The 18,422-nt window shown below is 70.2% G+C and carries 22 protein-coding genes; 9 read left to right on the top strand and 13 right to left on the bottom strand.

The annotated features are described in order from the left end of the window. Nucleotides 1-590: radical SAM protein (locus tag ACFOYY_RS09455; RefSeq protein ID WP_386189357.1), on the bottom strand; the 590-nt coding region annotated here is incomplete at its 3' end. Between the two features lie 117 nt (nt 591-707). Here ACFOYY_RS09455 and ACFOYY_RS09450 point away from each other — a divergent pair. Together ACFOYY_RS09450 and ACFOYY_RS09445 are read left to right on the top strand one after the other, a co-directional pair. Continuing rightward, nucleotides 708-1,034, top strand: a complete 327-nt coding sequence (locus ACFOYY_RS09450; protein WP_352012497.1) for a DMT family transporter — start codon at nt 708-710, stop codon at nt 1,032-1,034. Between the two features lie 31 nt (nt 1,035-1,065). Then, nucleotides 1,066-1,383 (top strand): DUF952 domain-containing protein, encoded by a 318-nt coding sequence (locus ACFOYY_RS09445; protein ID WP_352012498.1) that lies wholly within the window; start codon nt 1,066-1,068, stop codon nt 1,381-1,383. 20 nt (nt 1,384-1,403) lie between these two features. Here ACFOYY_RS09445 and ACFOYY_RS09440 read toward each other — a convergent pair whose 3' ends face one another. The 3 genes from ACFOYY_RS09440 to ACFOYY_RS09430 are packed head-to-tail and all read right to left on the bottom strand — an operon-like array spanning nt 1,404 to nt 3,895. Next, nucleotides 1,404-2,207 carry an ABC transporter permease gene (locus ACFOYY_RS09440; protein WP_386189354.1) on the bottom strand — a complete coding sequence of 268 codons (804 nt, stop codon included), beginning with the start codon at nt 2,205-2,207 and terminating at the stop codon, nt 1,404-1,406. A gap of 7 nt (nt 2,208-2,214) precedes the next feature. After that, a complete protein-coding gene (locus tag ACFOYY_RS09435) occupies nt 2,215-2,973 on the bottom strand; it encodes an ABC transporter permease (RefSeq protein WP_386189352.1) in 759 nt (252 codons plus the stop codon). Between the two features lies 1 nt (nt 2,974). Beyond that, the gene (locus ACFOYY_RS09430) at nt 2,975-3,895 is read right to left on the bottom strand and encodes an ABC transporter ATP-binding protein (RefSeq protein WP_386189350.1); all 921 of its coding nucleotides are present in this window, start codon (nt 3,893-3,895) and stop codon (nt 2,975-2,977) included. Nucleotides 3,896-4,126: 231 nt separating this feature from the next. Between ACFOYY_RS09430 and ACFOYY_RS09425 the strand changes: the two genes are divergently transcribed. Next, nucleotides 4,127-4,387, top strand: a complete 261-nt coding sequence (locus ACFOYY_RS09425) for a hypothetical protein (protein WP_352012502.1) — start codon at nt 4,127-4,129, stop codon at nt 4,385-4,387. Here ACFOYY_RS09425 and ACFOYY_RS09420 read toward each other — a convergent pair. Further along, nucleotides 4,355-5,365, bottom strand: coding sequence for a tyrosine-type recombinase/integrase (locus ACFOYY_RS09420; RefSeq protein ID WP_352012709.1), 1,011 nt, complete (start codon nt 5,363-5,365; stop codon nt 4,355-4,357). The genes ACFOYY_RS09425 and ACFOYY_RS09420 overlap by 33 nt on opposite strands. Nucleotides 5,366-5,376: 11 nt before the next feature. Beyond that, a complete protein-coding gene (locus ACFOYY_RS09415) occupies nt 5,377-6,297 on the bottom strand; it encodes an alpha/beta fold hydrolase (RefSeq protein ID WP_386189348.1) in 921 nt (306 codons plus the stop codon). Between the two features lie 82 nt (nt 6,298-6,379). On the opposite strand from ACFOYY_RS09415, the gene ACFOYY_RS09410 reads away from it, so the two are divergent. From ACFOYY_RS09410 to ACFOYY_RS09400, 3 genes are all read left to right on the top strand, one after another. Further along, a complete protein-coding gene (locus tag ACFOYY_RS09410; RefSeq protein ID WP_386189346.1) occupies nt 6,380-7,027 on the top strand; it encodes a TetR/AcrR family transcriptional regulator in 648 nt (215 codons plus the stop codon). A gap of 1,164 nt (nt 7,028-8,191) precedes the next feature. Next, nucleotides 8,192-8,659 (top strand): hypothetical protein, encoded by a 468-nt coding sequence (locus ACFOYY_RS09405; RefSeq protein ID WP_386189344.1) that lies wholly within the window; start codon nt 8,192-8,194, stop codon nt 8,657-8,659. Between the two features lie 263 nt (nt 8,660-8,922). Beyond that, nucleotides 8,923-9,924 (top strand): tyrosine-type recombinase/integrase, encoded by a 1,002-nt coding sequence (locus tag ACFOYY_RS09400; RefSeq protein ID WP_352012506.1) that lies wholly within the window; start codon nt 8,923-8,925, stop codon nt 9,922-9,924. Here the strand turns inward: ACFOYY_RS09400 and ACFOYY_RS09395 are convergent. Continuing rightward, nucleotides 9,921-10,175, bottom strand: coding sequence for a helix-turn-helix domain-containing protein (locus ACFOYY_RS09395; protein ID WP_352012507.1), 255 nt, complete (start codon nt 10,173-10,175; stop codon nt 9,921-9,923). The two genes, ACFOYY_RS09400 and ACFOYY_RS09395, sit on opposite strands and share 4 nt — an antisense overlap. Nucleotides 10,176-10,237: 62 nt before the next feature. Between ACFOYY_RS09395 and map the strand changes: the two genes are divergently transcribed. Next, entirely contained in the window at nt 10,238-11,005 is a 768-nt protein-coding gene (gene map / locus ACFOYY_RS09390; protein ID WP_386189341.1) for a type I methionyl aminopeptidase, read from the top strand. Here the strand turns inward: map and ACFOYY_RS09385 are convergent. Then, nucleotides 10,992-11,819, bottom strand: coding sequence for a MerR family transcriptional regulator (locus ACFOYY_RS09385; protein WP_386189339.1), 828 nt, complete (start codon nt 11,817-11,819; stop codon nt 10,992-10,994). The genes map and ACFOYY_RS09385 overlap by 14 nt on opposite strands. A 133-nt stretch (nt 11,820-11,952) precedes the next feature. On the opposite strand from ACFOYY_RS09385, the gene ACFOYY_RS09380 reads away from it, so the two are divergent. Further along, nucleotides 11,953-12,252, top strand: a complete 300-nt coding sequence (locus ACFOYY_RS09380; RefSeq protein WP_352012510.1) for a DUF3817 domain-containing protein — start codon at nt 11,953-11,955, stop codon at nt 12,250-12,252. Between the two features lie 6 nt (nt 12,253-12,258). On the opposite strand, the gene ACFOYY_RS09375 is transcribed toward ACFOYY_RS09380, so the two are convergent. Further along, complete coding sequence (locus tag ACFOYY_RS09375) at nt 12,259-13,863, bottom strand: ABC-F family ATP-binding cassette domain-containing protein (protein ID WP_352012511.1); 1,605 nt, start codon at nt 13,861-13,863, stop codon at nt 12,259-12,261. Nucleotides 13,864-13,973: 110 nt separating this feature from the next. Then, complete coding sequence (locus tag ACFOYY_RS09370; protein ID WP_386189336.1) at nt 13,974-14,951, bottom strand: DUF4037 domain-containing protein; 978 nt, start codon at nt 14,949-14,951, stop codon at nt 13,974-13,976. A 165-nt stretch (nt 14,952-15,116) separates the two neighbouring features. Here ACFOYY_RS09370 and ACFOYY_RS09365 point away from each other — a divergent pair, with 165 nt between their 5' ends. Continuing rightward, complete coding sequence (locus ACFOYY_RS09365; protein WP_362781385.1) at nt 15,117-16,091, top strand: tyrosine-type recombinase/integrase; 975 nt, start codon at nt 15,117-15,119, stop codon at nt 16,089-16,091. A gap of 18 nt (nt 16,092-16,109) precedes the next feature. Here the strand turns inward: ACFOYY_RS09365 and ACFOYY_RS09360 are convergent, their stop codons facing one another. The 3 genes from ACFOYY_RS09360 to ACFOYY_RS09350 are packed head-to-tail and all read right to left on the bottom strand — an operon-like array spanning nt 16,110 to nt 18,312. Beyond that, complete coding sequence (locus ACFOYY_RS09360; protein ID WP_352012514.1) at nt 16,110-17,072, bottom strand: ABC transporter permease; 963 nt, start codon at nt 17,070-17,072, stop codon at nt 16,110-16,112. After that, nucleotides 17,069-17,914 (bottom strand): ABC transporter ATP-binding protein, encoded by an 846-nt coding sequence (locus ACFOYY_RS09355; protein ID WP_386189334.1) that lies wholly within the window; start codon nt 17,912-17,914, stop codon nt 17,069-17,071. Before ACFOYY_RS09355 ends, ACFOYY_RS09360 begins: the two co-directional genes overlap by 4 nt. Continuing rightward, nucleotides 17,911-18,312: a GntR family transcriptional regulator gene (locus ACFOYY_RS09350; RefSeq protein WP_352012516.1), complete on the bottom strand. Its 402-nt coding sequence runs from the start codon at nt 18,310-18,312 to the stop codon at nt 17,911-17,913. Before ACFOYY_RS09350 ends, ACFOYY_RS09355 begins: the two co-directional genes overlap by 4 nt. Nucleotides 18,313-18,422 lie beyond the last annotated feature (110 nt).

Raw genomic sequence — 18,422 nt, 5'->3', positions numbered from 1 at the left:
CGCCGCTGCGCGTCCGGCACCCCCGGCTCCACCCCACGCCGCACCCGGTCGTCGACGAACGCGATCGAGACCACCACCCCCGCCCCCGGCGCCCCCGCCAGCAGATCGGCGTCCCGCAGGATCAGCGTCCCCTTGGTGTGCACCGTGAACGGCGCCCCCGCCTCACGCAACGCCGCCACCACCCCCGGCATCAGCCGGTAGACCTCCTCGACCCCCTGATAACAGTCACCCGCCATCCCCACGGCGACATGCTCACCGTCCCACCGGGAGACCAGCTCCGCACGCAACCGCCGCACGATGTTGGTGCGCACCACGATCCGCGAGTCGAACCCGGCACCGCCGTCCAGCCCGAGCCGGCGATGACCGTGCCGCGCCGAACAGTAACGGCACCCCCCGGCACACCCCTGATAGGGACTCACCGTCCACCCCTGCCCCGTCCGCTCAAGCGCCGTACGGGCCTGCACCTCGTAACAGGTCACCGCGCCGTGCACCCGGGTCACCGCCGAACGCGCGATCCGCGGCCCACCCCTGGCGGGCTCGGGCAACAGGGCGGGAGCCTCCCAACGCATGCCGCTCAGTGGAACACGCATTCGACACCCCTCGCAAGTGAAACCGCCGCACCGGGTTTCCGGCCCCCAACCCCGCCAGAAATGGTACGGTCATGCCGGTTTCGGAGGGGATGTAAGCAGAATTCGGGAGAGTGACCCATGGCGTGGCTGCTCCTGGCGGGAGCCATCATCGCCGAGATCACGGCGACCACCGCCCTGAAGTTCAGCGACGGCTTCACCCACAAAGGATGGGCACTGCTCGTCGTCGCCGGATACGCCACCGCGTTCGCCCTGCTCGGCCAGGCCCTCAAACGCCAGCTGGAGATCGGCACCGCCTACGCCGTCTGGTCCGGCGCCGGCACCGCCGCCATCGCCGTCATCGGCATGCTCTTCCTCGGCGAAAGCCTCACCCTCGTCAAAGCCGGCGGCATCGCCCTCATCATCGGGGGAGTGGTCCTGATCAACCTCGCCGGCAGCGCCCCCTGACGACCCGCCCCCTCAAGGAAAGGCCCGCCCCATGACCATCCTGCACCTGGCCCTGGCCGCCGACTGGGACGCCGCCCAGCCCCAGGGGGAGTACCGCGTCTCCACCCTGGGCCGCACCCTCGAACAGGAGGGCTTCATCCACGCCTGCTGCGACCGCACCCAGCTCGACGGCGTCGCCGGCCGCTTCTACCGCGACGTCACCCAGCCCCTGCTCGTCCTGACCATCGACCCGGCCGGCCTCGACGTCCGCCTGGAGACCCCCGCAGGCTCGGCCGAGACCTTCCCCCACATCTACGGCCCGCTGCCCCTCACCGCCGTCGTCTCCGCCACCCCCTACACCCCCGCCTGACCACCCCCGATACACCCCGGTCACCGGCACAGCACCCGCTCCAGCCGCCGCGCCGCCACCCACAACCCCGCCGCCGCCATCACCAGCAGATACGCCGCGTGCCCCGCCAGCCCCCAGCCGGGCAACCCCGCCGCCAGCCCCCGCACCAACTCCACCGCGTGGAACAACGGCGCCGCCTCGACCACCGCCCGCAACACCGGGGGATAGTCCCCGACCGGCGAGAACGTCCCGGAGAACAGGAACAACGCGAACTGGCCCGTACTCACCAGATCGAAGTCCTGCCAGCCCCGCATCACCGTGCTGACGGCCATCCCCACCGCACCGAACGCCAGCCCCACCAGCAACGCCGCCGGAAAGGCCGCCAGCGCCCACCCGGCCCGCGTCAGCCCCATCGCCGTCATCACCATCAGGAACGCCCCCGTGTAGAGCGCACTGCGCGCCAGCGCCCACGCCAGCTCACCCAGCGCCACCTCCAACGGCCGCACCGGCGTCGCCAGAATCGCCTCGAACGTCTTGGCGTACCTCATCTTGAAGAAGAAGTTGAACGTCGTCTCCGACAACGCCCCCGACATCGCCGAGACCGCCAGCATCGCCGGCGCCACGAACACCGCGTAACCCACCGTCCGCCCGTCGCCCAGCCGCAGCTCACCGACCAGCGCCCCGACCCCCACACCGATCGACAGCAGATACAGCACCGGCTCGAAGAACCCCGAGGCCAGCACCAGCCAATACGCCGGACCCGACCGCAGCGCCCCCACGTTGCGCCCGGCCACCGCCCCCACCCGCGCCGGAGAGACCCGCACGGCCAGCACCGCAGAAACCATGACCGCCTCAGTCCCTCAACCGTCTGCCGAACGCCCGGACCGCCCACACCGCACCCGCACCCGCGAACACCAGCAGAACCCCCACATGCCACCCCACCGGCCACGGCGGAGCCGCCCCCAGCGTCGCCGCCCTGCACAACTCCACCCCATGCCACAACGGCGACGCGTACGCCAGCGGACGCACCACCGGCGGCAACTGCTCCACCGGGAAGAACACCCCGCCGAACAACGCCGAAGGAATCATCACGAACCTGAACAACAACGCGAAATAACTGTCGTGATCGATGCTCGCCGAGAACCCCGTCACCGGCGCCGCCACCGCCACCGCCAGCAACGCCGCCACCACCGGCGTCACCACCACCCACGGCGAACGCAACGCCCCGAACGCCCCGGCCACCACCAGGAACACCACGACCGCGCTCTCCACCCGCAACACCACATACAGCAGGCCACCCGCCACCATGTCCCGCACCCCGACCGGAGTGGCCCGCATCGCGTGAAATCCCCGCACCCACTTGAAGTCACCCAGCACCGGGTACGTCGAATCACCCACCGCCATCTGGAACGCCGTCGAAGCCATCACCCCCGGCGCGATCCACGCCAGATACCCCACCCCGCCGACCTCACCCACATACCGGCCGACCCCCACCCCGAAACTCACCAGGAACAGCACCGGCACCACGAACGACGACAACACCGACGCCCGCCACACCCTCCGGTACAGGCACAGATGCCGCTCAAACACCGCCACCGCCGGACGAACCACCTCAATCCACCAACGTCCGGCCCGTCAACTGCAGAAACACATCCTCAAGCGAAGAACGCCGCACCAGCACACTCGACGGCACCAACCCCCGCCGCCGCACCTCCGCCACCGCCGCGTCCCCATCACCCGTGTACAGCAACACCCGATCCGGCAACGGATCCGCCCGCCCGATCCCCGCGAGCCCACCCGCCACATCCACCCCCTCGGGAAAACGCAACTCCACCACCTCCGGCGCGCAGTACGTCCCGATCAGCGAACGCGGCGACCCCTCCGCGACGATCCGCCCCCCGTCCATCACCACCAGCCGATCACACAACTGCTCGGCCTCATCCATGTAATGCGTCGTCAGCACCAGCGTCGTACCCCGCTGCCTCAACCGGAACAACCGCTCCCACAACAGATGCCGCGCCTGCGGATCAAGCCCCGTCGTCGGCTCGTCCAGCAACACCAGATCAGGATCGTTCACCATCGCCCGCGCGATCGTCAGCCGCCGCTTCATCCCCCCCGACAACGGCTCGACCCTGCTGGAGGCCCGATCCCGCAACCGCACGAAATCCAGCAACTCCTCGGCCCGCTCCCGCGCCCTCGCCCGCGACATCCCGAAATACCGCGCGTACGTCGTCAGGTTCTCCCGCACACTCAGATCCGGATCAAGATTGTCCAGCTGCGGGCACACCCCCAGCCGCCCCCTGATCCGCGCCCCGTCCCGCACCGGATCCATCCCCAGAATCCGCAACTCACCCGCCGACGGCATCGACACACAGCCGATCATCCGCATCGTCGAGGACTTACCCGCCCCGTTCGGCCCCAGGAACCCGAACGCCTCACCCGGCTCCACCTCCAGATCGATCCCGTCGACCGCGACGAAGTCACCGAACCGTTTGACAAGCCCGCGCGCGCGGATCAGAGGCTCTGCAGACACGCCCGGAACGTAACAGAGACCGGCGACACTTCCGCAACCCACCAACCGGGTACGGCACCGCGGCACACGACACCGGGGGAGACCCGCCCCGGCCCCACCGGCGGCCCCGCACCGCGGCAGGGCTCCGCCGGGACGGGCACGAACACAGAACACCCCGCCCGGACGGCATACGAGACGACACACCGGGTACGGCCTTCACCACCCGGCCCCCACACCCGCAAGGATCACCCCATGGTCAACACGGCCGCCGTCATCCTCCTCGCGGCCCTCGCCGCCCTGGTGATCATCGGCCTCATCGCGCTCGCCGTACGACTCACCCAGCGCCCCCGCAACACCCTCATCGGCGGCGGACTCGGCCCCGCCCTCATCGAACAGGTCCTGCACCTCAAAGCCACCGGCCAGTTCGACCAGGCCGTCATCCTCGTCCGGGGAGAAACCGGCCTCAGCCACCGCGCCGCCTCACGCCTCGTCAGGAAGATCCACGCCCCCTGACGACCCCGCCAACCGGCCGATCACCCCATAAGCCGGATTCACCCCCGCCGCCCGGCGCACCTCACGCGCCGTCGAAGCCACATACGCCTGACCCGTCACGATCGACGAATGCCCCAGCAACTCCATCAGCTCATGCGCCGAGGCCCCCCGCTCCGCCAGCCGCGTCGCGAACTCATGCCGCAACGCGTGCACCAACGTCCCCCGCTGCACCCGATCGTGCACCCCCGCGTACCGATAACACTGCCGCACCAGATACTGCAGACCACCCCGCCGCAACGGCTCATTACGCGTGTCCACCAGAAACACCGCCGAAGGCGGCAACCCCCCGAGCCCGAACCGCTCCAACCGGCTGCGCACATACCGATCGGCCAGCACCTCGACCGGCTCCTCGATCGGCAACGACCGCGTCCTGCCGCCCTTGCCCACCACCTGAACCCGCCGCTCACCCGAAGGACCGCCGAACGACCCCATCGTCAGCCCCAGCAACTCCGCCGACCGCATCCCCGTGACCAGCGCCAGCGCCAGCACCACCAGATCACGCTCCACCCACGGATCACGCGCCTTACGCGCCCCCGCCGCCACCCGCTCAAGCAACGTCACCGACGCCGACCCGTCACCCAGCAACGGCTTGGGCGCCTTCGCCGGCTGCTTCGGCCGCGGCACCGCCGCCATCGGATTACCCTCCAGCACCCCCTCCGCCACGCAGAACGTCAGAAACCGGTTCCACGCACTCCACGCCCGGTTCACACTGGCCGCAGAACGCGACCCGGCGAAATCAGCGAACGCCCCCCTGACCAGCCGCGCCGTCAACACCTCCACCCGCAGATCCTCAACCGGAACCTCCGCACGCCGCGCCACCAGCTCCGCCACGATCCGCAGATCACTGTCGTAACCGGCGACCGTACTGGGGGAGAGCTTCTTGGCCCGCAACGACAGCAGGAACTCCCCGGCGACCTCCCGCAGACCACAACCGTCCATCACACAGGCGATTATGCATCCGGCCCGGGGGAGCGGCCCCCACCACCGCGACACCGATCCGCGAACGCCACAAGACGATCGTTGACCAGCTCCGGCGCCTCGAGCGCGACCGCGTGCCCCACACCCGGCACCACCTCCGCGTGCACCACCGGAAGCAACCGCCGCGCCCGCTCGACGACCTCGGCCGGACGCACCAGACTGCTGCGCCCCCCGACGATCAACTGCACCGGCACCGCCACCCGCGCCAGCTCCTCGTCACCGAACCGCCGCGCCGGACTGCGATCCGGCCGAAACCCCCGCGCCCCGGCCACGACCGGCGCCATGATCTCCGGCCGCCCCACCAGCGCCCACTCCGCCACCACCCGGTACAGCGCCCGCCGCCACGACGGGGGAGCGGCCATCGCCAACAACGTCACCAGCAACGTCACCATGAACCGAAGCGGCACCCGCGCGAGCCCACCCGGATCGAGCAACGTCACCGACGCCAGCCGCCGGGCCCCGTACACGGCCTGGTTCAGCGCCAGCCAGCCACCGTAGGACAACCCCACCAGATGCACCCGCTCCAGCCCCAGCCCGGCCAGAACCTCCTCAAGCCAGGCCGCCGAGTCCCCGGACCCCGTCACCACCCGCCGCTGCACACCACCCCCCGGATCGTCGATCGTCTCCACCGCGTACACCGGACGGTGACACCCCACCCCGGCGGCCTGCAGATACCACATGGAGGCGTTCGCACCGTGCCCGTGCAACAGCACCACCGGCTCCCCGTCCCGCGGCCCGCACCGGTAGACCCGCGTCGTCCCGAAGGAGGTCTCCACGTCGAACACCTCGTGCGGCGGCCACAACCCCATCGCCACCTCGTACGCGGCCCGGAACCTGCGCTCGGCCCGCCCATCACGAAACCGCCCGATCCCGGCACGGGTCCCACCGTCCACACGCCCTCCCGGCAAAATTGATACACACGTATACGGTACGGTTGTATCAACATTGTGAGGCCACGTCCACCAGGAAGCACCCGTGAACCGGACCGACAACCGCGAAACCCGCCGCCACGACATCACCGAAGCCGTCCTGCGCGTCATGACCCGATCAGGACTGCACGCCGTCACCATGCGCGCCGTCGCCGCGGAGGCCGGCGTCTCCCTCCGCCTGGTCCAGCACTACTTCGAGACCAAACAACACCTCATGCACACCACCCTGAACCGCCTCACCGAAGAGATGGCCCAACGCCTGCGCACCCGCCTCACCGGCGCCCACCGGCCACGCGACGTCATGGAGGCCGTCCTCGCCGAAGCCGTCCCCACCGACGAACGCAGCCGCGCCTTCCACCTGGCCTACACCTCCTACGCCGTCCTGGCCGTCACCGACGAGACACTCGCCGCGCACCCCTTCCTGAACGCACCCGACGCCATGGAGACCTTCGTCACCCGCCAGCTGACCCGGGCCCGCGACGACGGAGACCTCGCACCCGGCCTCGACCCGCGCACCGAGGCCGTCACCCTGCTGGCGACCGCCGCCGGACTGGGCGTCGCCGTCCTCGCCGGGCAACGCACCCCGCAGGAGGCCACCGCGATCCTGCACAGCGGGCTCGCCCGCCTGTTCCCGAACCCCGCGAGCCCCGGAGAACAGGGAGAGGCCACGGCGGAGGAGGGCGGTCACAAGTGATGCATAAGTAAAATTATGCATCAAAACCGTCGGGAAGCCCCGGAGAACCCGCTGCGACGCCCGCCCGGCGAACGCCGGCCCCGGAGTTCCGTACGGCGAACACACCGGAACACGGCACGGCGAACACACCGCGACGGCCGGACACCGGGTAACGCGCACCGGCCGTCCGGGAGAACACCGCCCGCCCGTAAATCGATCATGAAGAACGGGGAAACGGAGCTCCCGGCACGCCCGCGGCCTCCAGGCGCGGCGAGGTTCCGGCGAGCGGCCGAACGCGGACGCCGGAGGCCCGGCAGGCCAGGGCGGTCCCGGTCGGCGGCGGGGCGCCGAACCTGGGCGCGCGGCTCCGGCGTCCCCTGACTCCGCCGCCTCACCCGCTTTGTCCGGAAAAATCGTGATACCAAACAGAAACCCAATTCTGTTTGGTATAAGAAATCCCGGCCCAGGACGGGAGCACCGCCCCCACGGCCCCGGCGTCCCGCTCCCCACACAGACGACACGGAACGACGCGGGTCCGGCGCTCCCCCGCAGGGACCCTGCCCGGCGGGTCCGCCGGAACCGCGACCGGCCTCCCCCGCCGGGCAGCCGGGCCCGGGGCGAGGACGCGACGGACGGCCCATCCGGGACCGGTGACGGCGCGGTGGAGCCGGCCCCCGGTCGAGGTGGTGGCGAACGGGAGGCCGTCCCGTGCCGTGGGCGGGCGGGACGGGTCCGGTTCGCGCTCGGTTGTGGTGAAGGGGGGCGTGTCCTTTCGAAAGGTCCGCTGACGCGTCCGCCGTTGGTGTGGAATTCGTTGATGACGCGTTGGTCGAAGGGCGTGGAGTTTTTTTGTGGTTTTGTGCGTGGAGGGCGGGTGGTGTTTTCGTTCCTGTCGGGGAAAGGTTTGAGGAGTTTGTCGGCTGCCGGGTTTTTCGGCGGTCTGCGCCGGTTTTGCGGGGTGGGTCTCCGGGGGCCGGGGGTCGCCGCCCGGCGGGGCGTCTTACTCAGGTGCGGCTCGTGGCCGGTCCGGCGGGGCAGGGCCGGATCCTGGTGGTTTTCGTCCTGGAGGGTTTTTCCTGAAATGTTGTCCGGCGGCTGGGTTTTGCCCTCTTGGTTGCGGTGGGCTCCTGGAATTGTCGGTGCCGGGTTCTACGATGAGCCGACTCTCAGGAAGGGTGTTCGCCGATGCTTGACTCGCTGATTGTGCCGTTGCTGGTGACCACGGATTTGCCGCCGGACGCTGATCTGGCGGAGTTCGGGCGGCTGCTCGCCGACGCGGTGCGGGAGCCGGGCCGGGGTGCGGTGTCGTATGCGGGTTTTCTGCACGGCGCGGTGTTCTGGCTTGATCCGCCGAGGGTGTCGGCGGAGCGTGAGGCCGGGGCTGGGCCGGTGGCCGAGGAGTTGCGGTTCGCGGCGTTGCTGGGTCATCTGTCGGTGAGCGGCGGGTGCGGGCGGGTCAAGGACGTGGTGGCCGACGTGGGCAGGGCGGTGACGGAGGCGGTCGCGGCTCGTTACGGTGATCTGGGGAGTCCTCCGGCGGTGATGGCGATCCGGGCTGAGGATGTGCGGGAGCGCACTCCCCCGTCGGCGGTCGCGGTCAGTACGGCCGGTGCGGTTGCCGGGTTGGTCGCGGCTGCCCGCCCTTACATGTGACTTGTCCGCCCGTGGGCGGGTGTGATCGTCTACGTTGGGCGGGTGGGCGTGGCCGGCGGTTCGCTGCGCGTCGTCGGCTGGTTTCCCCCTCTCCCCCGTGTGGGTGTGGGGTGCCCGCGGTGGTGTCCGGTGGCGGTCTGTGTGCCAGGCGGGGTGGTCTGGGGCGGGTACGGCCGGGCTGATCGTCGAGGAAGGGTGTCCGGGGAGTCATGCGGCCAGCGGGTCTGAATCGCCTCACGGTGCGGGAGTCGGCCGATCGGTATGTGGAGTTGGTGCGGGCCAAGACGTTGACGGGGGCGTTGTCTCCGGCGACGGCGGAGGTTTACGCGCGTGATGTGGCGACGTTCGTGGGGTTGGCGGGTGAGGAGACGGTTCTCGATGATCTGACCGGTGAGGACGTCGATGCGGTTCTGCTGGCGTTCGCGCGTAAGCCCGATGGGCGGCGGGCCGATCCCGGTCAGGGGGGCGGGGTGCAGTCGGCTTCGTCGCAGGCGAGGTTTCGGCGGTCGGTTTCCGCGTTGTTCAAGCACGCGTCGCTGGCGGGGTGGGTGCAGGTCAATCCGATGGCGTTGGTGACGGTTTCGGCCAAGGAGCGTGGCGGGTTGCGGCCGCAGCGGCGGGCGTTGACGCGGGAGCAGGCTCAGGGGTTGGTCGGGGCGGCGCGGGAGTTGGGTGACGGGCCGGTTGAGGAGGCGGGGCGGGCGCGGCGGCGTGATCAGCGGACGGAGTTGCGGGATGCGTTGATCGTGTTGTTGCTGTCGACGATGGGGCCGCGGGTTTCGGAGTTGGTGCGGGCGGATGTGGAGGATTTCTACACCAACGACGGGGTGCGTTACTGGCGGATCTTCGGTAAGGGCGGTAAGACGCGTGATGTGCCGTTGCCGGGTGATGTGGCGCGGGTGCTTGAGGCGTATCTGTCGTGGCGGGGTGAGGTTCTGCGGGGGGTACAGGACAAGGCGTTGCTGTTGTCGTGGCGGGGCAGGCGGCTGGCGCGGGGGGATGTTCAGGCGGTGATCGACCGGGTGCAGCGGCGGGTTGATCCGGATCGGCGGCGTTCGGTGACGCCGCATGGGTTGCGGCATACGACGGCGACGCATCTGCTGGCCGAGGCGGTGGACATGGACGCGGTGCGGCGGGTGCTGGGGCACGGTGATCTGGCGACGCTGGGGCGTTACCGGGATGAGTTGCCGGGTGAGCTGGAGGTGGCGATGCGGGCTCATCCGTTGTTGCGGGAGCGGGGGGTTTCGGGCGGGGGCGGGGTTTAGGCGGCGCGTTCGGCGGTGCAGACCTCGGCGAGGACGTCCATGGAGATGTTCAGGGTCTGGGCGAGGGCGGCGATGGTGAAGAAGGCGGGGGTGGGGACTCTGCCGGTTTCGATCTTGCGGAGGGTCTCCGCGGACAGTCCGGCGGCGGCGGCGACCTCCGTCATGCTGCGGGTGCCGCGGGCCTGGCGTAGCAGGGCGCCCAGGCGGTGGCCGCGTTCGTGGTCGAGTTCGGTCAGTGGGGGTCGCACCATGTGCGGAAGCTTAGCAAACGTGATAACAATACCGGTATAAGTATTGGACCGGAAGGTGACACGTGGTCGAGATCAAAACAACGGCAGAACTGGAAGCCATGCGCGAGGCCGGACGCGTCGTCGCCAACGCACTACAGGCGGCACGCGACCAGGCAACCCCCGGCACCACCCTCCTCGAACTCAACGAAACCGCCGCCACCGTCATCTCGGCGGCCGGCGCCAAACCCGCCTTCCTCCACTACAAACCCCACTTCGCCCCCACCCCCTTCCCCGCCGTCATCTGCACCTCCGTCAACGACGTCCTCGTCCACGGCATCCCCGACCACTACCGGCTACGCCCCGGCGACCTGCTCAGCATCGACTGCGGCGCCTACCTCGACGGCTGGGCCGCCGACGCCGCGATCAGCCTCACCGTCGGCCCAGCCGACCCCCAGGACCTGAAACTCATCAACGACGCCGAAACCGCCCTCGCCAACGCCATCACCACCTGCACACCCGGCAGCCGACTGGGCGACATCGGCCACGCCGTCGCCACCGTCGGCCGCCAAGCCGGATACGGCATCCCCACCGACTTCGGAGGCCACGGCGTCGGCCGCGCCATGCACGAAGACCCACACGTCGCCAACCACGGCCGCCCAGGCCGCGGAATGACCCTCCGCCCCGGCCTCGTCCTCGCCATCGAACCCATGTTCATGGCCGGAGGCCACGACACCTACCTCACCGCCCCCGACGGCTGGGCCCTGACCAGCGTCGACGGCAGCCAAGCCGTCCACGTCGAACACACCGTCGCCATCACCGACGACGGCCCCCGCATCCTCACCCTGCCGTGAGACCCTCCGAAAGACCCTGCTCCCCCAACCTGACCATCACCCGGGTACGCAACCGATCCGGCGAAGTCCGCGCCGGATCCGACAGATAAACCTCCCGAATCGGCCCATCCGGCGTATGACCCCGCTCAGCACACCACGCCAACACAGCATGCGCGGTCAAATCAATCTGGTCATACGGCCCCACATGCACCGCCCCCGCGAACACCCCACCCGGCAGAATGTACGGCCGCGTCCCCCGCGGAGCAGGCCCCCCGAACTCCACCGCGACCACCACCGGAATCGGCTCCCCCATCTCCACCGGAAACAAACCCGTCAACCGCAACCCCTCCTCCAACCCACCCTCCCGGACAGCACGCACCAACGACGCCACACACGCCCCCGTCGCCCGAGCGATGTCCTGCGGCGAAACCGCCTCATCACGCACCAACACCACCTGACGGGGCCCCTGCCGCTCCACCGTCACCTCAACCGGCGGCACCCCCGACACCAACAACCGCTCCAACGTCGCCAACGTACGGCTCCGCCGCGCCAGCTCCGCCTCCAACTCATCACGCACCCGCCCCAGCACCTCAGCCACCGCCACCCCCGACAACACCTCACCGACAGCGCTCAACGGCACATCCAACGACCGCAGCAACCCGATCGACAACGCCTGCCTGGCCTGCGCCACCCGGTAATACCGGTAACCACTGTCAGGATCGATCCACGCCGGAACCAGCAACCCCAAATCCGCGTAATGCCGCAACTGCTTCACACTCAACCGGCACAACCTCGCGAACTGCCCGATCGGCAGCAGCCCATCATCCACATCCACCCCTCCAGCATGCCGCCCCCACCAGCCCGAAGACACCGCCGACAACCCGGAAACAGGACCGCCACCCACCACCCCTAAGGTGAGGACCAACCCCACCCCCCGTTCCCGGTCCCCAAAGGAGAGGTCCCCCACCGTGCCCACCACGCTCCGCCTGTTCCGATACGTCGCCATCGCCGAAGCGTGCTCATGGGCCGGACTCCTCATCGGGATGTACTTCAAATACATCGCCGCCACCGGCGACCTCGGCGTCAGAGTGTTCGGCCCCATCCACGGCGCACTGTTCGTCCTCTACGTCGCCGGAGTCATCGCCGCCGCCCGCACCGCCCGCTGGAGCATCCCCACCACGGCACTCGGCCTGGCCTGCGCCATCCCCCCCTTCACCTCCCTGTGGTTCGAACGACGCATGCTCACCCGCCACACCGCCACCGTGTGACCCCCCTCACGACAAAGCGACCAACCCCCGATACTCCTCACCCCACAGATCCTCATCCGCCTCCGGCAACAACAGGACACGATCCGGCCGCAACGCCTCCACGGCCCCCTCATCATGGGTGACCATCACGATCGCCCCCGGATAGGAACCCACCGCCGCCAGCACCTCACCCCGCGACGCCGGATCGAGATTGTTCGTCGGCTCATCCAGCAACAACACATTCGCCCCCGAGTGAACCAACCCCGCCAACACCAGACGCGTCCGCTCCCCACCCGACAACACCCCGGCCGGCTTGTCGACATCGTCCCCCCGGAACAGAAAAGCCCCCAACACCCCCCGCACCTCACCATCCGTCAGATGCGGCGCCACCTCCACCAGGTTCTGCCGCACCGTACGATCCCCCCGGACGGTGTCGTGCTCCTGCGCGAAATACCCCAGCCGCAACCCCTGCCCCCGCACCACCCGGCCACCATCCGGCTCCTCCCGGCCCGCCAGCACACGCAACAACGTCGTCTTGCCCGCACCGTTGAGACCCAGCACCACCACCCGGGCACCCCGATCCACCGCCAGATCAACCCCGTCCAGCACCCGGCGGCCGCCATAGGACTTCGACAGGCCCACCGCACCCAACGGCACCCGCCCACACGGCTCAGGCTCCGGCAGCCGAATCCTCGCCACCTTCTCCGCACGCCGCACCGGCTCAAGACCGGCCAGCATCCGATCCGCCCGCCGCGCCATACTCCTGGCCACCACCGAAGTCGCCGAACGCGCCTTCATCCGATCCGCCTGCGCGTGCAACGACGCCGCCTTACGCTCAGCGTTCACCCTCTCCCGCACCCGCCGCCGCTCATCGGCCTCACGCTGCGCAAGATACGCCGCCCACCCCGTGTTGTGCACATCGACCGCACCCCGCACGGCGTCCACATGGAAGACCCGGTTGACCACCCCGGCCAGCAACGCCGTGTCATGACTGATCACCAACAGCCCACCCCGATACCCCAGCAGGAAAGACCGCAGCCACGCCAGCGCGTCGACATCCAGATGGTTCGTCGGCTCATCCAGCAACAACGTGCCCCCGCCGTACCCCGCGAACAGGATCCGCGCCAGCTCGACCCGGCGCCGCTGCCCACCCGACAACGCCCCCAACGGCTCCGCCAACACCCGCTCAGGCAACCCCAGACCGGCCGCCACCCGAGCAGCCTCCGCCTCCGCCGCGTACCCGCCGCCCGCCTGGAACTCCGCCTCCGCCCGCGCGTAACGAGCCATCGCCCGCTCCAACGCGGGCCCCTCCGCCCCGGCCATCGCCCCCTCAGCCGCCCGGAGACGACGCGAAACCGCATCCAGGCCACGAGCCGACAGAATCCGATCGGTGACCGAGACCGACTGATCAGCGGCCCGCGAGTCCTGCGCGAGGAACCCCACCGGCCCCCTACGGGTGACCGTCCCCCCAGCCGGCTCCGACAGACCCGCCAGAACCGACAACAACGTCGTCTTGCCCGCACCGTTACGGCCCACCAGGCCCACCCGATCACCGGGAGACACCGAGAAGGAGACATCGGACAGCAACAGACGCGCGCCGGCCCGCACACCGACACCACAGACAGTAATCATGAAAAAACGCTCCGGATAGCGAAAAGGACACACTCCTGACGTGGAAGCGAGTCCTCAGCTAAGAAATCCGGGCGAACATCCCCTCACCATAGACGCCACCCCCCACCCCCTCACAACCCCAATACGGCCCCCACCGCCGCCCGGCACCGCACCGGATCCTCAAGCAACTCCGCACACCCACCCAGCTGATCCACCGACCCCGTCAACGGAAACCCCCTGACCACCGGATCGACCACCCCACCGGCCAACGCCTCAGCCAACCCCCACGCGCCACCACCCCGCACCGCCGCCCCCAACCCCAGCCGCCCGTGCAACACCGACACCCGCTCGACCGCCTCCCCCAAACACCGCTCACGAACCCGCCAATCCCCCGCCCCCACCGCCGCCGACAACACCTCACCCAGCTCCGCCGTACCGGAAAGCCGCGCGAACGCACCCCCAACCCACTTCGCATACGGCGGATACCGGCGCCGCACCAGCAACACCAGCCGCATCAACTCCCCCACCAGCGACGCCGTGAACACCGCCGACCCCAGATCGTCGCCCGTCTCCCCGCACCTGCGGGGAAAGGACTCCAACCGCGCCACCCGCCGCCACTGACACGCCAGCACATAACGCTCCAGATCAGCCGGATACCAGCGCAACACCGAACGAACCCGCTCCAGAACCCCCAGACCATCGTGGAAAACCTCACCACCGGTGACCTCCGCCAACCGCTGCCAGGGAACCGACAACCAATCCAGCACCCCGGCCCCGGCCAGCGGATCGAACCCCAGCCTGCCCGGCAACCACACCGAGGGCTCCACCACCCGGACCCCGCCCTCCCCCACCACGACCGGATAACCACCGAACACCCGGGGCAACGCCTCGGCCAGCGACGCGGTGACCTCACCCACCGACCCCTCGGGAACGAACACCACCACCCGCGGCCCCCAGCCACGGGCGGCCGAACGCTCGGTGTCGAACGCCAGCACCTCCGAGCCCGGCCCGATCAACGCCGCGCTGTGCGCGACGCCGGCGATGACGGGCCGTACCTCCTGCGTGTAGAAGTCACGTGAAAACTGCAGACCAGGGACAAAACTGGACATCACTCCATTCACTCTGCCTGCCGGAACCGCCTGGCGCACCGGGTTTTCTCCCCTCCGGAGGAGGCCGCCTTCTTCCTCGATGAGGGGTTTTTGTGGTGTGTGAGGAAGAGCGTCCAACCCGATGGCTTTACAATGTAGATTTCCAGGGTTCGATAAGGTCGCCGGGTGAGCGTGCCCGTGCTGCCCGAGCCCTCGGGGCCCGTCGTCGAACCCGCCCGTGATCCCTACCGGGTGTACCTCGACTCCCTGACCAGCTCCGAGTCCCGCCGCGCCATGCGCGGCTGCCTGGACCGCCTGGCCGGTCTCGTCTCCGGCGGGCAGGCCGCCAGCGGTGAGGGCCAGCCCTGGCATCTGCTGCGTTACGAGCACACCGTGCGCCTGCGCACCCTGATGACCGAACGCGGCTGGTCGGCCGCCTATGTCAACAAACACCTCGTCGCGCTGCGCAGGGTGCTGCGCGAGGCGTGGCGCCTGGGCCAGATGACCGCCGAGGAGTACCAGCGCGCCGCCGACCTGCCCACCGTCGAACACACCCGTCTTCCCGCGGGCAGGCACGTTCCGCCCGAGGTCGTCGGCGCCGCCCTGGCCGCCTGCGACGACGACCCCTCCCCCGCCGGGACACGCGACGCCGCCCTGCTCGCCGTGCTGTACTCCACCGGCTGCAGGCGCGCCGAGATCGCCGCGATGGCCCTGGACGACTACGACCCCGGGGCCCGTTCCCTGCGGGTGCGCGGCAAGCGCGACAAGGAACGGCTGGTCTACCTGACGTCCGAGGCCGTCGGCAGGCTGGAACGGTGGCTGGCCGTACGGGGGCGTCCCGCCGGGGCGCTGTTCTGCCCCATCGGCCGGTACGGCTCGCTCAGGACCACAGGGGCCGGACCCGCCCCCATGACGGGCCAGGCGGTCGCCGACATCCTGGCCAGACGGCTGGCTCAGGCCGGGGCCTCCGCCCGCACCCCACACGACTTCCGGCGCACCTTCATCGGGGAGCTGCTCGACGCGGGCGTCGACCTGGCCACCGCCCAGGCCCTCGTGGGTCACTCCTCCCCCGCCACCACGGCCCGCTACGACCGGCGCCCCGAACGGCGCCGCCGTGAGGCGGTCGACAGGATCACCCTTCCCCCCGCCAGACCGCTGTGACCCGCGGGCGCCGGCCCGTCAGCCGGGCCTGCGCAGCGTGCGGCGTACGGCCAGCCCGGCGAGAGCCGCCGACGCGAGCGTCAGGATGCCCGCCTCGGTCCACTGGAAGCGCCAGAACCTGGACGGCGGGTGGTAGTACACCGCGTGCCGGTACCCCTTGCCAAACAGGCACGCCTCCCACGCTCTGGCGTTCCTGTCGCTCCGTCCCATGTCCGCCCGGTGCGGGCAGCCGCCGACCGACGGCTCGGTGACCTCCCTGCCCGACGGCTCCACCCAGGCGGCGCCCACCAGCCGGGCGTCCGGGTCGGCGAGCAGCACGTCGCCGGACAGCTCGGCGCGCACGGGTTCGGCGTAGTGGTCGCTCAGCTGGAACAGCGTGAACATCGTCACCGTCACCCCCGCCACGACCAGCGCCATCGCGGGCAGCGTCCGCCGGAACAGGGCGCCGGCCGCGACGCCGAGCATGAACGCGTACAGCCACCACACCCCGGGCTGGACCCCGACCATGTTGAACACGCCGATGTTGCCGAAGGTGGAGTCGGCCCCCTTCCTGAACACCGGCCGCCACAGGCTCACCATGAGCGACAGCAGCAGCCCCCCGGCCGTGACCGTCGCGCCCAGGACCGACAGCTTGACCAGCAGCCACCGCCGTACGGACACCGACTGGGTCCAGGCCAGCCGGTGGGTGCCGCGCTCGTACTCGCGGCCGAGCAGCGGCGCGCCCCAGAACGCCCCGATCAGCGCGGGGGCCACCAGCGGCATCCATCCGAAGATCGTGTAGACCGCGCCGTAGCGCCGCCCGAGCGCCACCTCCAGCTCTCCGCACGCCACGTCGGGCCCCGGGCAGCCCGGCGGGGCGTGCTCGGCCACGTACCGGCCCGCCTCGACGGCCGAACCCAGCAGCAGGAGCCCCAGCAGCGCCAGGAAGCCCGCCGTCACGAGGATCTGCGCCCGGTGCTGGCGCCAGGTCACCCAGATCACGCGTCCACCCCCGCCGGTCGCGGCAGGGCCGCCGACTCGGGGCTGCGCAGGTAGCCCATGACGAGCTCCTCCAGCCCGGGGTGTCGTGCCCGCCAGCGCGGGTCGGGCGGGAGCGGTCCCCTGACGAGCATGCCGGTCTGCCTGCCGGTACGCCTCTCGCTCACCACCCGTACCCCCGCCGCCGTGGCCTCCCGCGGCCCGGTGAGCACGAGGTGCTCCTGGAGCAGTTCCTCGATGTCACCGCTGACCTGCAGCCGTCCCCCGTTCAGCACGATCAGCCAGTCGCACGTCTCCTCCAGGTCGGAGACGACGTGCGAGGACAGCAGCACGGTCAGCTCCCGATCGGCCACTTCCGCCATGATCGAACGCATCACGTCGTGACGGGCCAGCGGGTCGAGGTTGGCCAGTGGTTCGTCCAGGATGAGCAGGTCCGGCCGGCCGGCCAGGGCCATCGTGACCGCCACCTGCGCCCGCTGCCCGCCCGACAGCCCGCTCACCTTCCGTTCCAGCGGTATGCCCAGCCCGGCGAGCCGGTCGACGGCGGAGGCCTGGTCCCAGCGGGCGTTCGTCCGGCGGCCGAAGGTGAGCATGTCGGCGACGCTGAAGCCGTCGTACAGCGGTTTGTCCTGCGCCACGAACGCGGCCGTGCCGGCCACGCGGACGCCCCCCGACCTGGGCCGCAGCAGCCCGACGGCCGCGTGCATGAGTGTGGTCTTGCCCGCCCCGTTGGGTCCGACGAGCGCCGCCACCCGGCCTGCGGGCAACGACAGCGAGCAGTCGCGTAACGCCCATGTACGGCGATAGCGGATGCCCAGCCCGGTCGCCTCCAGGACGGGGCTCATGCCACGCCCTCCTTCGCGGCGTCGGTCAGGACCACGGCGAACAGCGCCCGGAGATCCTCTTGGTCGAGTCCCGCCGCGCGGGCCTCGGACACCCACGCCTCCAGGGCGCGCCGCAGCCGTGTGTGCTCGGCGAGCGTCGCGCCCGCGACGCCCTGCCGGACGAACGTCCCCATCCCCGGCCGTCCCTCGACCAGGCCCTCGCGCTCCAGCTCCCGGTAGGCCTTGAGCACGGTGTTGGGATTGATGGCCAGGCTCTCGACCACCTCGCGGGCGGTCGGCAACTGGTCCCCGGGACGGAGCACGCCGAGCCGGAGCGCCTGTTTCACCTGGTGAACGAGCTGCAGGTACGTGGCGACGCCCGAGCCCCTGTCCAGGACGAACTCGATCAACGAAAACACCCTTTCACTATTCGATTAGTGAAAGGGTGTTGGAGCCGGTCGTCCGCTGTCAACCCGGCCCCGCGTGCGCGCTCCGTGCAGGGCTCCGTGCAGGGCCCCGCGCACGGGCC

Source organism: Streptosporangium jomthongense, assembly GCF_042650425.1.
Lineage (GTDB): Bacteria > Actinomycetota > Actinomycetes > Streptosporangiales > Streptosporangiaceae > Streptosporangium.
The sequence above is the reverse complement of the archived record's forward strand: the minus strand, read 5'-3'. Positions and strand labels throughout refer to the sequence as shown.

What these genes read in the sequence shown, in the direction of transcription:
- ACFOYY_RS09450 (WP_352012497.1), top strand. Translation starts at nt 708, where the DNA reads ATGGCGTGGCTGCTCCTGGCGGGAGCCATCATCGCCGAGATCACGGCG.
- ACFOYY_RS09445 (WP_352012498.1), top strand. Translation starts at nt 1,066, where the DNA reads ATGACCATCCTGCACCTGGCCCTGGCCGCCGACTGGGACGCCGCCCAG.
- ACFOYY_RS09440 (WP_386189354.1), bottom strand. Translation starts at nt 2,207, where the DNA reads ATGGTTTCTGCGGTGCTGGCCGTGCGGGTCTCTCCGGCGCGGGTGGGG.
- ACFOYY_RS09425 (WP_352012502.1), top strand. Translation starts at nt 4,127, where the DNA reads ATGGTCAACACGGCCGCCGTCATCCTCCTCGCGGCCCTCGCCGCCCTG.
- ACFOYY_RS09420 (WP_352012709.1), bottom strand. Translation starts at nt 5,365, where the DNA reads ATGGACGGTTGTGGTCTGCGGGAGGTCGCCGGGGAGTTCCTGCTGTCG.
- ACFOYY_RS09405 (WP_386189344.1), top strand. Translation starts at nt 8,192, where the DNA reads ATGCTTGACTCGCTGATTGTGCCGTTGCTGGTGACCACGGATTTGCCG.
- ACFOYY_RS09395 (WP_352012507.1), bottom strand. Translation starts at nt 10,175, where the DNA reads ATGGTGCGACCCCCACTGACCGAACTCGACCACGAACGCGGCCACCGC.
- ACFOYY_RS09375 (WP_352012511.1), bottom strand. Translation starts at nt 13,863, where the DNA reads ATGATTACTGTCTGTGGTGTCGGTGTGCGGGCCGGCGCGCGTCTGTTG.
- ACFOYY_RS09370 (WP_386189336.1), bottom strand. Translation starts at nt 14,951, where the DNA reads ATGTCCAGTTTTGTCCCTGGTCTGCAGTTTTCACGTGACTTCTACACG.
- ACFOYY_RS09355 (WP_386189334.1), bottom strand. Translation starts at nt 17,914, where the DNA reads ATGAGCCCCGTCCTGGAGGCGACCGGGCTGGGCATCCGCTATCGCCGT.